The organism is Paralteromonas sediminis, assembly GCF_003820355.1.
In the GTDB taxonomy this organism is placed as follows: Bacteria; Pseudomonadota; Gammaproteobacteria; order Enterobacterales; family Alteromonadaceae; genus Alteromonas_F; species Alteromonas_F sediminis.
In genome coordinates this window covers 333,555-349,022 of record NZ_RPOK01000003.1, presented here as the reverse complement: position 1 = coordinate 349,022, position 15,468 = coordinate 333,555, and the positions used below count along the sequence as shown (strand labels likewise).

7 protein-coding genes are annotated in these 15,468 nt (G+C 45.2%); 3 read left to right on the top strand and 4 right to left on the bottom strand.

The annotated features are described in order from the left end of the window. Positions 1-7: 7 nt before the first annotated feature. Positions 8-2,002, top strand: a complete 1,995-nt coding sequence (locus tag DRW07_RS10645) for an amidohydrolase family protein (RefSeq protein WP_124027896.1) — start codon at positions 8-10, stop codon at positions 2,000-2,002. A 49-nt stretch (positions 2,003-2,051) separates the two neighbouring features. Here the strand turns inward: DRW07_RS10645 and DRW07_RS10640 are convergent, their stop codons facing one another. Continuing rightward, a complete protein-coding gene (locus DRW07_RS10640) occupies positions 2,052-3,719 on the bottom strand; it encodes an acyl-CoA dehydrogenase family protein (protein ID WP_124028180.1) in 1,668 nt (555 codons plus the stop codon). 273 nt (positions 3,720-3,992) lie between these two features. Here DRW07_RS10640 and DRW07_RS10635 point away from each other — a divergent pair, with 273 nt between their 5' ends. Continuing rightward, positions 3,993-6,311, top strand: coding sequence for a zinc-dependent metalloprotease (locus DRW07_RS10635; RefSeq protein WP_124028179.1), 2,319 nt, complete (start codon positions 3,993-3,995; stop codon positions 6,309-6,311). A gap of 96 nt (positions 6,312-6,407) precedes the next feature. On the opposite strand, the gene DRW07_RS10630 is transcribed toward DRW07_RS10635, so the two are convergent. Then, positions 6,408-7,436 (bottom strand): response regulator, encoded by a 1,029-nt coding sequence (locus tag DRW07_RS10630; RefSeq protein WP_124027895.1) that lies wholly within the window; start codon positions 7,434-7,436, stop codon positions 6,408-6,410. A gap of 169 nt (positions 7,437-7,605) precedes the next feature. On the opposite strand from DRW07_RS10630, the gene DRW07_RS10625 reads away from it, so the two are divergent. After that, positions 7,606-13,710 (top strand): response regulator, encoded by a 6,105-nt coding sequence (locus DRW07_RS10625; RefSeq protein ID WP_124027894.1) that lies wholly within the window; start codon positions 7,606-7,608, stop codon positions 13,708-13,710. Positions 13,711-13,831: 121 nt separating this feature from the next. Here DRW07_RS10625 and DRW07_RS10620 read toward each other — a convergent pair whose 3' ends face one another. Continuing rightward, complete coding sequence (locus DRW07_RS10620; RefSeq protein WP_124027893.1) at positions 13,832-14,326, bottom strand: hypothetical protein; 495 nt, start codon at positions 14,324-14,326, stop codon at positions 13,832-13,834. A 68-nt stretch (positions 14,327-14,394) separates the two neighbouring features. After that, positions 14,395-15,432: an AraC family transcriptional regulator gene (locus DRW07_RS10615; RefSeq protein ID WP_124027892.1), complete on the bottom strand. Its 1,038-nt coding sequence runs from the start codon at positions 15,430-15,432 to the stop codon at positions 14,395-14,397. Between the last annotated feature and the right edge of the window lie 36 nt (positions 15,433-15,468).

Sequence of the window (15,468 nt, the reverse complement as noted above, 5' to 3'; positions counted from 1 at the left end):
AAAAATAATGAAAATAACAACCACTATTCTGGCCCTGCTTTTTGCTACTAGCCTCTGTGCTAAGCCGTTACAACTCGACTACGTTATTTATGACCCTGTAGGTGAGTCAGGTAATCAGCAAATTATCATAGATGGCAGCAGTATTACCTCCTCCTTATATCAAACCTGGAACAATCGGGTGGTGGATTATAAAGAAACGACTGAAGTCGATGAAATGGGGCAAGTTATATCGTTTCAGGTAAAAGGTACATCGGCATTTGGTGCCCAGATAGAGGAAGTTTATCGCTGTGATGCTGGAACGGCGAGTTGGAAGAGTACTGCTGAATCAGGTAGTACCCCTTCTGACTGTAAAACTTATTATCTGCCCTTAGACTCCGCCGGTGGCGCGACCATGTTGTTGAATAAAGCTGCTATTGATAAGGGATCTGTCGACCTTTTGCCTTCGGGTGCATTAACCGCCACAAAACTTAATCAGGTTGAGCTTGTTGAAGGCGACAAACGGGCCAATTTAACGTTGTATGCATTCAGTGGTACCGGATTCAACCCCTCTTTTGTTTGGGTCGATGAAGAGGGCTTGCGCTTTGCGACTTATTGGTCGAGTGGCGGTTCGTTACGCCAAGGGTGGGACCGTAAACACCTTGAAACGCTTGGGGAAATCGAGAAAGCCGCAGAGCAGCAGTACTATGAAGAGCTTGCTGCCAAGATGGCAGTGCCTATTGAGTCTGAGCTTCTATTAAAAAATGTTGCGATTGTCGATGTAAAGACGGGCGTTCGAACAGAGGGACGCGATGTATTACTTGCTGATGGAAAAATTACCGCAATAGGAAGCAATCTTAGCTCCACAGATGCCAGAATTATCGATGCCAAAGGGCAGACTCTAATACCCGGTATGTGGGAAATGCATGGCCATCTCAGCATCGGGCAGGGGATCATGAATATTGCTGCTGGCGTTACAAGTGTTCGCGATATTGGTAATGAGCACGAAAATATCATGCGTGTAGAAGACTTGTTCGAGAACAATACCATTATTGGACCCACTGTTTATCGCTCGGGGTTCATTGATAAGCTCAGTCCTTACGCATCTAAATCCAGCAAAACAGCGGAATCCTTGGACGAGGCGTTGGCCCATGTTGACTGGTTTGCCGACCGCGGCTACGGCCAAATAAAACTTTACAGCTCCATAGAACCTGAGTGGGTGAAACCCCTTGCTGAACGTGCGCACGCCAGAGGTATGCGTATTAGTGGCCACATACCCGCATTTATGACGGCGGAAGAAGCAGTAAAGGCCGGATATGATGAAATTCAGCATATGAATATGCTGTTCCTTAATTTCCTAGAGAAAAATATCGATACACGAACCAAGCTGCGCTTCACCATACCTGGTACAGAAGGCGGCAATCTTGACCTTACCAGTCAAGAAGTGAAGGACTTCGTTGCACTGATGAAAGAAAAAGGGACCGTGGTTGATCCGACTATTACCATTATCAACTATGCCTTCAACGCTAAAGCCGGCGTTAGCAATATTGCATTCAATGACGTTGCAGCGCATTTGCCTCCTTCAATACAACGTGGCATTCGCCAGGGTATGTTGCGCATAGAAGAGCATGAGCGGGAGGCATATAGTGCATCAGCGGCCAATATGAACCGAATGATCAAAGTGCTCCATGATGCAGGCGTACAGGTCATCCCTGGCACTGATTTTTACAATGGCATTGCCTATCATTCAGAGCTTAAGTCGTACGTGGCGGCGGGTATCTCTGAGGCCGATGTGTTAAGACTTGCCACCTTGGACGCATCAAGTGTGGTGAAAGCTGAAAAAATGACAGGTTCGATTGAGGTGGGCAAAGCGGCCGATCTGGTGCTCATTGATGGTAACCCGTTAGAAGACTTCTCGGTTATCCGACGAACAACGCTCGTGATTAAAGGCCAACAGATGTATCAACCTGATCGTTTGTGGCAATCAATCGGTGTGCAACCGTTTGCCAAATCGATTGAATTGTAGCCACTTAACTTGATGAGTCACAAACATGGAAGTTGTGATACATCTATACTTATATTGAGGCGCTATTCAGCTTGGGGTGTGCGCGTTTAATGAGTGCTAGGCAATCGATATCTTCTGGCAAAGTACCGTACATAGCGCCACTTTTATTGACGATCCTTGCTGCTATAAACGCGTCTGCGACCCATTTTTCGCCGTAAAGTAACAACGTTGCTGCTTGCCACAATATCGCCAATGACTCCATCACTGCTCGGGCTCTATATTCCAGTGATTTCGCATCGAATAGCTGAGGCTCAACAGTGTTCAAGTAGTCATCAAAGGCTTTATTGATACCTGACGCCTTTTTGAGCTCCGCCAGAAAAGCGACTAGAGACTGTGGCTCTTTTACCATTGCACGCAAAACGTCTAAGCACTGAACATTGCCTGAGCCTTCCCAAATGGCATTAACTGGGGCTTCAGTGTAAAGTCGAGATAACACATTGTCTTTGATTAAGCCAACGGCACCAATGCACTCCATAGCTTCATAGGTTAGCTGGGGCGCCCGCTTGCATATCCAATACTTACCAATTGCAGTAGTCAGACGAACAAAATCGTCTTCCTTATTATCTAGGGCCTTAGCGACACGCATAGCGATAGCCAAGGCCGCTTCAGCTTCAAGAGCTAGGTCTGCCAATACATTTTGCATAAGCGGCTGCTCGTGCAAATTTTTGCCAAAAGCGCAACGCCCAGCTGTGTGGTGTATCGCTTGCTGAACAGCAAGTCCCATAATGGAAGACGAACCCACCATACAATCGAAACGCGTCATTGAGACCATTTCCAGTATAGTCTTAATGCCTTTACCCTGCTCTCCAACCTGCCAGGCAAATGCGCCTCGGAACTCCACTTCGGAGGAGGCGTTTGAAATGTTGCCAACCTTGTCTTTCAAACGTTGGATTTGCATGGGGTTCTTACTGCCATCAGGTTTCCAACGAGGCATTAAAAAGCAAGTGATGCCTATTTCTGTATGTGCTGTGACAAGAAAAGCGTCACACATGGGTGCTGAGCAAAACCACTTATGACCGATAATTTCCCATGTAGGTATACCCTCGCTGTCTTCACCTAAGGGTTTAGCAATACTCGTGTTTGCTCGTACATCAGAGCCGCCCTGTTTTTCCGTCATTGCCATGCCAATAGTCACGCCTTCTTTCTCAAAAAAAGGCACGTTTCGTTCATCATATTGGTTTGATAACAATTTCGGGAGCCACTTTTTTGCCAATGCGGGCTGGTGTTTTATCGCAGGAACAGCGGAGAACGTCATGGTAAGGGGGCAGCCAGAGCCAGGGTCGGCTTGGGTATGTAAATACTCAATCCCAGCTCTTACTACATGTGCGCCGAGATCGTTGTTTTTCCAAGGTAGCCAAGTGTGCCCTGCCTCAATGGCACTTTTCATCAACAAATGATAACTGGGATGAAAGGTCACTAAATCAACGCGATGGCCAAATCGGTCATGCGAAGAAAACTCTGGTTTAACGGCATTGGCATCAAAGCCTGCTTCCAGCAATTCACCACCTACTTTTTCACCGTAATTGCAAAGTGATGTTTGCCCCCATTCGCCACCGAAAGCAGTGACCCAGTACCTTAGCACTTCATTACTTGAATAGGCGTTGTAATTAGCTAACGGGGTTGGCTGATTGAGTACCTGATGAGTGTGGCAGTAATCTGGCGTAAACTTGTTTGGCATGGCGTCACGTTTTTCTGTACCGATAATATATTGGTTAATATGCCGTTGATTGACCGTAATGTGTAGCCCATTAAGCTGCAAATAAGAAGCAAACACTCTCGTAAAGGCTATTGGATTTTCTCTGTTTCCGACGCCAAACTTTTGCTACGGTGTTACCTAAACCTTATCGCCTTGATATTTGGAGGGTATGTGAAAAAACTTTCGGGCTTGTTGTTTTTACTGCTACTTTCACCGCTCGCGCTGGCACAAAGTATTGCTGAATTTACGGATGGAATGCGTAAACAAGAAGGACTCATTCCAATCTTTTACGATGGCGCTGAAGACAAGGTCTATTTACAACTGATGGATTTTGACCAGGCAATGATATTTCAAAGCAGCTTGCCCCAAGGGTTAGGATCAAACGATATTGGTTTAGACCGCGGGCAATTAGGCGAAACCCGTTTGATTGAATTCGAACGGTATGGCAATAAGGTATTGTTAAAGCAACTCAACACACAATATCGCGCAGTTTCCGATAATACAGCCGAACAAGCCTCAATTGATGAAGCCTTTGCTGATTCGGTGATTGCAGGTTTGCCTGTTGTTGCAGAGAGCGACGGCGTTGTATTAGTCGATTACACAGATTTTTTGTTTAGCGACATTCATGGTATTGCGGTGCGATTAGAGCGTACCAAACAAGGTAACTTTAAGGTTGATGCTAAGCGCAGCGGTGTGTATCTGCCCCGTACCAAAGCATTTCCGAAGAATACTGAATTAGAGGCTTTAGTGACGTTTTCTGGCAACAATCCAGGTAATTACGTCCGTCAGGTTAGCCCAGACCCTGACTCGATTTCCGTGCATTTACATCACAGTTTTATCCAGTTACCAGACGATGGCTATGAACCTCGGCGCTTCCATCCCTTTTCTGGATTTTGGAAACACAGCTATATGGATTATTCGGTACCCATCGATCAACCCATGGAGCAAAAACTGATCCCTCGGCACCGTTTGGCTAAAGTAGACCCAACTGCGAGTAGCAGCCCAGCGGTTGAACCGATTGTGTATTATCTGGACCCCGGTATTCCTGAGCCAGTTATGAGTGCCCTGCGAGATGGCGCACTGTGGTGGAATGACGCATTTACCGCGATTGGCTACGAGAATGCCTTCCAGGTAAAAGTACTGCCTGCTGATGCCGACCCAATGGATGTGCGTTATAACGTGATCCAATGGGTACACCGTGCCACACGCGGGTGGTCTTATGGCACCTCAGTGGTAGACCCCCGTACCGGTGAGATTATCAAGGGTCACGTTACACTCGGGTCGCTACGCGTGCGTCAAGACTACTTAATTGCCTTAGGCTTAACCAGTCCGTTTGGTGAGGCAAATACCGATACCTCAGCACAACAAGAAATGGCATTAGCACGTATCAGACAGTTATCTGCGCATGAAGTAGGGCATACCTTGGGTATTGCCCATAACTTCGCCGCGAGCGAAACGGATCGCGATTCAGTAATGGATTATCCACACCCCAAAATTCAAATAGTACGCGGTAAAATTTCTTTAGAAGGGGCTTATGCTGTAGGTATGGGGCGCTGGGATATGCACACCATAGAATATGGTTATCAAGATTTTACTGACGCTGAAGCGGAAGTATTGGGCTTAGCACAGACGATTACTGCTGCCTATGAAAGTGGCATGCGTTACAAGTCAGACCCAGACTCCCGTTCAGGTCGTCACCCCAGTGCAGATGGTCATCTATGGGATAATGGTGCCGACCCTATTGCAGAATTTGAGCGAGTGGCTGCCGTGCGCCAGCACGGGCTTGAACACTTCGGACTAAATACAATTCCAGAGGGGACGCCGCTCTCTGATCTCGAAGAATTTTTAGCGCCTTTATATTTTGCTCACCGCTATCAGGCCGACGCCGTTGCTAAGTTAATTGGCGGTATTGATTATCAATATGAGGTGAAATCAGAACGCCCAATTCAAGGTCAAACCATAGTGTCACCTAAGCGTCAGAACAATGCGCTAAAAGCCTTGTTAGGTAGCTTATCACCCGAATTTTTAGCACTGCCAAACAGCGTTACACAAATCATCATTCCAAAGGTTTATGGCAGTAGTCGAAACCGTGAGTCTTTTGTTGGAAGAACTGGGCTAATGTTCGACCCGCTCAGTGCCGCGGAAGCGTCAGCAGCTAATACTGTGCAGCTGTTGTTACATCCTGAGCGTCTAAATCGGCTAACATGGCAGCGGACCATTGATGAACGACATCTGAGTGCCGAGGGTTTGCTTAATCAACTGTTGGACAAAACCTGGAAAGCGCCTGTTTCAGGTTCTGATGGCATAAGTAAAGCGTTGGCGAAGGGCATCAATGAACGGGTAAAATTGGTTGTGTTATACGCTGCTGTGGATACGCTAAATGCAGACAGCCTTAGCCCTGAAAATCGGCTTGCTGTGATGGGCACACTACAAGAGTTTACTGCGTGGTTAGCTCGCAACAATAATTCCAGTGTTGACAAGGCACTTCTGCGATTGCTCGAAACCTATTGGCAAACTGGTGAGTGGCATGGCACGTTTAAGCCAGTTAATATGCCACCTGGCTCACCCATTTAATGTATCTGGATTTTGGTGCCGCTGTGCAAACGAGCGGCACCTACTAAAGACTCACTCAAGGAACAATACACAGTCTTGATGTTGATTTACGTTGTTCTACTCATCGAATATGTCTCGGTACTGTTGCTGAATCTCACGTACTTTGGGTAAACAAGAGATAAATAGAGGAACTAGGGTGGGATCAAAGTGCTCACCGGCCTCTTCTTTTAATAATGCGACTGCTTTTTCTTCGCTCCAGGCTTTTTTATAGGGACGTTCACTGGTTAACGCGTCAAAAACATCGGCAATTGCAACAATTCGAGCGGATAAGGGAATTTCTTCACCTTTAAGTCCATTTGGATAGCCTTTTCCGTTCCATTTTTCATGGTGATTGATCGCTACTTCTTTAGCTAATTGCAATAAAGGTGATGGATGTTCGCCGATGATTTCCGCACCATAATTTGCGTGCATCTTCATGATTTCCCATTCATCTTCGTCTAGCTTTGCGGGTTTGAGTAACACGCGGTCTGGGATCCCTATTTTGCCGATGTCGTGCATCGGTGCTGCGTTGTAAAGTAGTTCACACCAGTCTTCAGGCTCACCAAGCGCCTCAGCAAGAAAACGTGAAAACCAGCTCATGCGAATTACATGCATGCCGGTTTCATTATCTTTGAACTCTGCAGCTTTACCCAAGCGACGAATAATCTCGACACGTGTTTCTTCTAGTTCTTCGGTGCGCTTTTTAACCAGATTCTCAAGATGCCTGGCTTGATCGAACATGGCTAGCTGTGTCTTTACCCGAGCGAGGACGATGGGTGGGCTGACAGGCTTGGTAATGTAATCGACAGCGCCTAAATCAAAACCTTTTTGCTCGTCTTCAATTTCTGATTTTGCGGTGACAAAGATTACGGGTATTTTGGCGGTGACAGGATCCGATTTCAGTTTTTGACAAACCTCATAGCCATCCATGTCTGGCATCATGATGTCTAGCAGAATTAAATCAGGTCTGTTTTTACCAGAGGCGAGTTTAAGCGCTACCTTGCCATTTAACGCCGCTTTAACCTTGTAGTGCGACTTCAATACTCCTGTCAGCACATCGATATTTTCTGGCGTGTCGTCGACAACGAGAACCGTCGCTTTATCCATTTACCACCTTCTTATACCTCTCACCGTCGTCTGTTACCTATAGTCAGTGGTTAAAAAGTTGTCAATGTAGATGAAATGAAAACCTCAAAAAATTCATCTTGTTATCGAAATAAACGCTAAGCTTATGACTGAAGTTTTGTATTGGAAATACAGTACATTGGGGTAGTAAATGAAAATGCGAATAATGTTGCGATGGTTCATAGCGAGTCTGTTACTGCTATGCGCACCTAGTTACGTTTCAGCAAAAGCCACTGAACTGGCTTTGACCCAGGAAGAACGCGCTTGGCTATCACAACATCCAGTACTTAGAGTGTCTAGTGAGAGAGACTATGCGCCCATGGACTTCCAACAAGACGGTGTATCAACAGGTTATTCAATTGACTACATGCACCTGCTGGCTAAACGTTTGGGTGTCGAACTTGAGTTTGTTTCCGATTCTTGGGCCAATTTAGTCGAAAGAACGCGCCAGCGTGAGATTGATGTACTGCACACAATATTTGATGTGGAGAGCCAAGATCGCCCTTTTCATTACACTCGAGCCTACAAAGACACCTCGACAGCGCTTGTTACGCGTTCGGATATAAGCAATTTAGCGACCATTGACGCCATTTCTAATTATCGTTTTGCAGTGATAAAAGGTGATGCTGTCACTACCCGGATACGTGAACGCTATCCCAATGGGCAGTTTGTTGAAGTAGAAAGCTATGAGGAGGCGCTAAAAGCATTGGCTTTTGATCGTGCTGATGTCACTGTCACGGAAAGGCCTGTAGCAAATTACCTTATTCGCAGTTTATTGCTAAGCAATGTCCAAATAGCGTTTGATGTAAAACTGGAAGGAAATGAAAACCAACAATACAAGATTGCAGTGAGAGATGACTGGCCAGAATTAGTACCGATTCTGGAAAAAGCGATGGACAGTCTTACTCCGCAGGACTTAGCAACACTCGATAATAGGTGGCTAAGCCTTACACTGCCGAGCGTAGACCCATCGTTGGAATTAACAATGGCTGAGCGTCAGTGGCTATTGCAAAACCCCGCAATTCGATTAGGCGTTGATCCACAATGGCCGCCCTTTGAGTGGATGGACAACGAAGGTGAATTTAAAGGCATTTCTGCAGACTACATTACGCGAATTCGAGAAATAACGGGTTTAAATATCACACCTGTCCAAAATCTTACCTGGCCGCAAGTTGTTGATGGATTAAAAAGTGGCAATGTCGATATGGTTGCTGCAATGACTTACAGTGATGAACGTGACACGTTTTTAGACTTTACGGCACCTTATACTGCGTATGCCACAGCATTTGTTACACGAATGGATACCCATGTTCGTGGTGGGCTTGATGATTTCGAGGATGAGCGTATTGGTACGACAAAGGGCTATATCTTTGATGACTTAATGCGCTTAGAAAATCCGTCAGGTAGCTTCAAACGCTATGCAACGCCTTCATCAGGGCTTGAAGCTCTCGCGCTGGGCGAAATCGATGCGTATGTGGGAAACCTGGCCGTGTTGACCTACTTCATGCAACAGAATAACTTGAATAACCTGCGTGTAGGCGGACGAGTAGAGGGTTTTGTCGCTACAGATTTGCACCTCGCCGTCCGGCATGAATTACCGCATTTAGCAAGTATACTGGATAAAGCTCTTGCATTAATTGACGATGAAGAGCGTATTGCAATTGCTAGAAAGTGGCGAGCAGAACAAAACTTTCAACCACCTGTAAGTCATCAAACTGCGTCCAGATTAGAATTTCGACATATAGTTAGTCTGGGCGCTGCATTTGTTCTGTTTGTTGGCTTAGGGCTTTTATTAGTCAGGTTACTTGAACGGTCCAAACAAAATCCACTTGCCTATCAGTTTACTTCTCGCAGAGCCAGACGCACGGCGATCTTGGCCAATGCACTCTTGTTCGTTATTTTAGTGGTAATGGGGTGGTATGCATTGAAGGCCATTCAAAACGATGTTCGCACCGATGCCAAAAATGCGCTATTGAACGGGTTAGATACGTCAACACAAGCATTAAGTGCTTGGGTACAAAGTCAGAAAAGAGAGTTGTCAGCAATAGCAAACAGGCCAAGACTTTCTAATCTTGTCAGCCAACATTTAACCTCTTTCAACACGATACAACAAGCAACTGACCAGCAGCCAATCGTACAACTAAAAACGTTGCTTGATGCGCTTCAGCAATCTACTCGAGATTCTCATTATGCTGTGGCCACTCTCTCGGGCGTAGTGATAGTGTCAAATGACGCCAGAGAACATGGCGCTTATCATCCATTGGTTAGCAACAAGCCTCGTTTATTTGAGCAATTACAACAAGGGCAGAAGGTACTTTCTCCTCCCACTCTTGACGATTCAGGAAAACCAGCGCTGTATTTTGCAGTGCCGATTACGGATAGTCAGGGTTCAGTGATTGCTGGGCTCATTAACAGTCTGGACGCAGGGGCAGAGTTCACTGAAGTCATTCAACGTGGTCGTGTAGGCAATAGTGGGGAGGTGTTCGCTTTTAACCGAGATGGTGTCATTTTATCGGAAAGCCATTTTGCTGACGATTTGGTACGCGTAGGGCAATTCCAAAATGCCCCAGTAAGTAATGCCAGTTCAAACCTCACAATGTATCGAGATGACCGCGGAGTGAAGATGGTTGGTGCTTGGTTATGGAATGAACAACTCAACGTTGGGTTAGCAACAGAACAAAACTACGACGAGGCGTTTGCTGTTTTGCGCACCGCCACCTGGACAATTATTATCATTATTGGCATTACCAGTACTATTGTAATGGCATTAACTGTCATGACGATTGTATTAGGTAGCCGGGCTAATAAAGCGCTGAAACAAGCTCATGACCAGCTAGAAGACAAAGTTAATGAGCGCACTGAAAAACTCAGTGAGGTCTTGAAAGACTTATCCATTCAGGAGGCGCGTTATCATTCACTGGTCAATAACATCCCCGGGTTGGTTTATCGTTGCGAACTGGATGAGCATTGGACAATGCGATTCATGTCCACCTTTTGTGAGGAATTTACGGGTTATCCTGCCACTGACTTTATTGAAAATTCTGTACGTACCTTCGCCAGCGTCATTCATGTTGATGACCAAAAATATGTTGATGACACAATAGCTGCCGCTGCCGAGGATACCGGTTTCTATATGATCGAGTATCGATTATTGCATGCTTCTGGTGAAATCAAATGGGTTATGGAAAAAGGCCAAGTTGTTAAAGATGAAGATGGTGTGGCAACGCATTTAGATGGCTTTATTTTTGATATTTCTCAGCGCAAAGCGACTGAGCATGCATTGTTGGAAGCGAAACAATCATTGGAATTTGTGCAATATGCTGTCGATAATGCGGTTGATATGGTGTTTTGGCTGGAAGCTCATTCCGGTGACTTTATATACATCAATAAAACAGGGGCAGACCGATTGGGTTATTCGCCAGGTGAAGTAAGAAAACTCAATATCGCTGATGTGGATTGCCAAATTACCCGTAAAACATGGCCCGAGTATCTTGCGCGATTAGCGTCTGGTGATCTCTCTCAATATGAATCCGAGTTCATATGTTCGTCGAAAGAAAAGTACCCTGTTGAAATATCTGCACGTTTTGTCAATTTTGGACATTACGGACGAGTAATTGCATTTGTACGAGATATTCAAGAACGCAAGCAAGTAGAGGAGCAAATCCAGTTGGCCAACCAGCGCCTGGAAGTGGCTGCAGACGCGTCCAAGCTAGGTATTTGGGACTGGCATGTCGAAGATAATTATACGGTATGGGATGACCGGTTATTCGATATGTATGGTCTTGAAAAACAAACACCTTTGAACTACGACAGCTGGAAGAATGCCATTCATCCTGATGACTGCGATGCCGTTATGGCACTCATGAACGACGTTGTAGAGAAAAAGATTAGTGCTCGCCATGAATTTCGCATTTTACGGCCAGACGGCACTGTGCGTCACATTTATGAAGCGGCATTGCCCCATCTTGACGATGACGGCCGAGTGCGTCATGTGATTGGGACAAATCTCGATGTCACGCGTCAAAAAGAAATAGAACAAGAACTGCAACTTGCCAAGAGTGCAGCTGAGTCTGCGAATCAGGCTAAGTCCGACTTCCTTGCCAATATGTCTCATGAAATACGAACACCCATGAACGCGATCATTGGAATGTCTGAATTAGCGCTAAAAACTGACCTTGACAAGCGTCAACGCAACTATGTTGAAAAAGTCAATCGTTCAGCAGTTAACTTGCTCGGTATTATCAACGACATATTGGACTTTTCCAAAATTGAAGCAGGCAAAATGGACCTGGAGGAAATCGAATTTTCCCTAGAAGATGTCATGCACAATTTGGCTAATCTTCTTAGCATTAAAACGCAAAGCAAAGGATTAGAGGTATTATTTGATATTGCACCAGATGTACCGCAAAGACTGATTGGTGACCCGTTACGCCTAGGGCAGATATTAATTAACTTAGGCAATAATGCCGTGAAATTTACGGAGGAAGGTGAAATTGTTGTCAGCGTTCGCATAGATAAGAAGGCTCCAAACGCTGTCACATTATACTTTTCGGTGACCGATTCAGGTATTGGGATGAACCAGACACAACAGCAACGACTGTTTCAGTCTTTCAGTCAGGCAGATAGCTCAACAACTCGGCGATATGGTGGGACTGGTTTAGGGTTAACGATTTCCAAGAATCTCAGCGAGATGATGAACGGTAAAATTTGGGTCGACAGCAAAGAAGGGGAAGGCAGTACCTTTCAGTTCACTGCAGAATTTTCACTCCCAGACCCAGAGCAGCCTTCATTATTGCAAAGCACCAGACACAACCTCGAAGGGCTGCGAGTCATTGTTATAGACGACATTGATGTCGCGCGCGACATCATGCGCGAAATGTTGGAAAGCTTTAACTTCACCGTGTCTGAATACTCAAGCGGCCAAGTATTGCTGGAGCAACCCGGTGAAGTGTTTGATGACTGTGACTTGATTGTAATGGATTGGATAATGCCTGACCTAGACGGTGTACAAGTGAGTCGCCGTTTACAGCAAATGGGGATTGCCGTTCCAATTATACTTGTGACAGCCTATGCAAGAGAAGACGCCATTGAGGCTGCTAAAGATATAGAGCTTGCGGGAGTCATTAGTAAACCCATAACCGCATCCACAATGTTAGATACGGTCATGCAAGTGTTTGGTCGTCAAATAATCAAGGCCAATAAGGTCGAACAAACAAGCATTGATGAAATGAACGCCGCGAACAAAATCCGCGGAGCCAAATTGTTACTGGTGGAAGATAACGAGCTAAATCAGGAACTCGCTGTTGACTTGCTAGAACATGCTGGCGTCAATGTTGATGTGGCTGAAAATGGACAAGTGGCGTTAGATATACTGAAAACAGAGACTTACGATGGCATCTTGATGGACTGCCAGATGCCTGTATTGGACGGATACACAACGACAAGACGAATTCGTTCGCAAACCAAATTTGCTGATTTACCTATTATTGCCATGACTGCCAATGTGATGGCCGGCGATAAGCAAAAAGCCCTAGAGGCGGGTATGAATGATCATATAGGTAAACCAATTAACGTTGTTGAAATGTATCAAACTATTGCCAAGTGGATAGTACCAGATGAAACAGCGCAAACAGATACAACAAATACGCAGGTTGTTCGGCCTGCCGATTCCGCAGAAACACTTCCTTCTTTGCCGGGTATCGATACTGTGGCGGGGTTATCTACCGCCAATCAGAATGTTGCACTTTACCGGCGCTTATTGAGTAAGTTCAATCACAACCAGAGAAACTTTATTCAGCAATTTTCTCAAGCCTTGTATGACAATGATTTAGCCTTAGCAGAACGCAACACACATACACTAAAAGGGCTAGCTGGAAACATAGGCGCTACCAAAATCCAGTCAATCGCGGCGGAACTTGAACGGGCTTGTAAAGCCAACCAAACGTCACGGTTAGGTAATTTACTCTCAGCCCTAGAGAAAAAATTGGACGAGGTTTTTGAAGGGCTCACAGCGCTATCTGACAAAACACAGGACAATACCGAAAAAGAAATAGATTTTTCTTCCATCCAGTATGAGCTTGTAAAGTTACGTGAATTGATTGAAGAGAACGATACGGAAGCGTTAGATGTCATAGCTGATCTACAACCCGTACTGACAAAGAGTGAACACGCTGATGTCTTTAGAAAAATCATCAACAGTGTGGAAAATTACGATTTTGACACTGCGCTATCCCTGTTAGAGGGGATTGAAAGATAGATTAGACCAAAGATAGCATGATAATGCCCAGTGACTTCGGGACTGCAACCACACTTAGGTTACTAGGCTCGCGAAATGAAACTAAGAGTAAATCGGCACTGCAAGGCAGCGCCGAACATTACTATGATTGATGTTCAAGCCACTGCTTGTAAAAAGGTTTTAGTCGGTCAGAGAAGTAGAGGTACTCTGTGGGTTGATAGCGAAAACCAAATCCTCTTTCTAGGTAAAAGTCTGCCATATTGCCCATTGAATAATCTGCACTAATACCCTGTTGCGTGAGTGTTGCTTTGGTGTGCTGTAAGTGCGCCATAGGGCTTAGCACCCATACGATGTCTAAGCTGTCATCAGCAAATACCCACTCGCTTAGCCCATCGTGTTTCAACGGTGCATAGTTTTTACAATCAACCTGAGTCTGCGACTCTGTTGCTGTGGGAACCTCTAAATCTAAATTTCTCTTTACCGACACTGACGTGCAATGCGTCTCAAGGTGAGTTAATACTGCTGACAGCTTTTGGCCGAACGGAAAAAAGGTATTTTCGGTAATAGTAAGTGGATTGGCCACTGCATGATTAACGGCCAACAAGGAAAATAAGAAAGGGAGTATCGCTTTTCGCATAATTAAGTCTCTATGTGATTAAAGGCCTGATTATGGGGAATTGCTACATGGTTTCGTGCGCTTTTACGCTATTTGCGGATATCCGAACGTTCGGATTTACGATATTGCGTAGGTGTTTGTCCGGTAAATTTCTTAAAGGCCGTATTGAAGCTGGTTTTAGAGTTAAAACCTGCTTCAAGCGCAATATCCAACACACTTTTAGAAGGTGTGTGAATTAAGGCGACCTCACAGTCTTGTACTCTCATTTTATTGATGAAATCTGCAAAGTTTACATTGAGCCCTTGGTTCAGCAATGTTGAGCACGTTCTTTCTGTCTCGCCAAATGCTTCGGCTAACCGAGATAAGGTCAGATTTGGCGTACGATGCAGTGCGTTTGACTGTACAAAACGCACGAGTGCATCAACTTTATCTTCATTGTGAAGTTTGTTTGTTTTGACGGTAGGGGCGTCTGTTCTAAGAGAATCAGCTTCAATGAGAGCGGGTAATTGTGGGATGGTAAGCTGGCGCAAGAACATAATGTGCAGCATGACAAAAACACCAATTAAGGTGATTTCATGTTGCTCGAGGCCCAGCAATACCGGCGATTTCACTTGCATATTAGCCCACATATCGTACATAAGTAGCGAGGCAAACAGGATCACCATTATTCGGGTATAACTCAATGTCACACTTACCGGCTCTGAATGCTGATGAGGCAATAATTTGTAGGCGCGATAGACTGTAAGCGCAGATAAACCAACATAGATAAACAGTTGTATACCAATGACTGGCGGCAACCAAGCAGGTTGTATCCCAAGCAGATTTAGCGCATTGATCACAAAAAACAGAGCGAAGTGAAGCACGTCAGGCCAGAGTGAAAGATGGCTGAGAGTCAGGCTTCGTATATAAATGTAAAATGCTGGGCCGTAAAAACTGGCCCAACCGTAACTGTAGTCTATAGCAGTACCAAAAGAGACATAGATGAGGTTTAGCGTCATGTGCAACGCCATGCCTAACAGGAAAAGTGTTAATCCGACAGGGGACTTTTTCAATAGCGTATACACACCGTAGATGGCAGCCTGAAGCAACACAATAATATAGACAAGCTGAAGAAACGTGATACTCATTGTTTGTAATAGGTTGCCTGTTCTGGTTTTTGCTTT

What these genes read in the sequence shown, in the direction of transcription:
- DRW07_RS10620 (WP_124027893.1), bottom strand. Translation starts at nt 14,326, where the DNA reads ATGCGAAAAGCGATACTCCCTTTCTTATTTTCCTTGTTGGCCGTTAAT.
- DRW07_RS10630 (WP_124027895.1), bottom strand. Translation starts at nt 7,436, where the DNA reads ATGGATAAAGCGACGGTTCTCGTTGTCGACGACACGCCAGAAAATATC.
- DRW07_RS10625 (WP_124027894.1), top strand. Translation starts at nt 7,606, where the DNA reads ATGAAAATGCGAATAATGTTGCGATGGTTCATAGCGAGTCTGTTACTG.
- DRW07_RS10635 (WP_124028179.1), top strand. Translation starts at nt 3,993, where the DNA reads ATGCGTAAACAAGAAGGACTCATTCCAATCTTTTACGATGGCGCTGAA.
- DRW07_RS10615 (WP_124027892.1), bottom strand. Translation starts at nt 15,432, where the DNA reads ATGAGTATCACGTTTCTTCAGCTTGTCTATATTATTGTGTTGCTTCAG.
- DRW07_RS10640 (WP_124028180.1), bottom strand. Translation starts at nt 3,719, where the DNA reads ATGCCAAACAAGTTTACGCCAGATTACTGCCACACTCATCAGGTACTC.
- DRW07_RS10645 (WP_124027896.1), top strand. Translation starts at nt 8, where the DNA reads ATGAAAATAACAACCACTATTCTGGCCCTGCTTTTTGCTACTAGCCTC.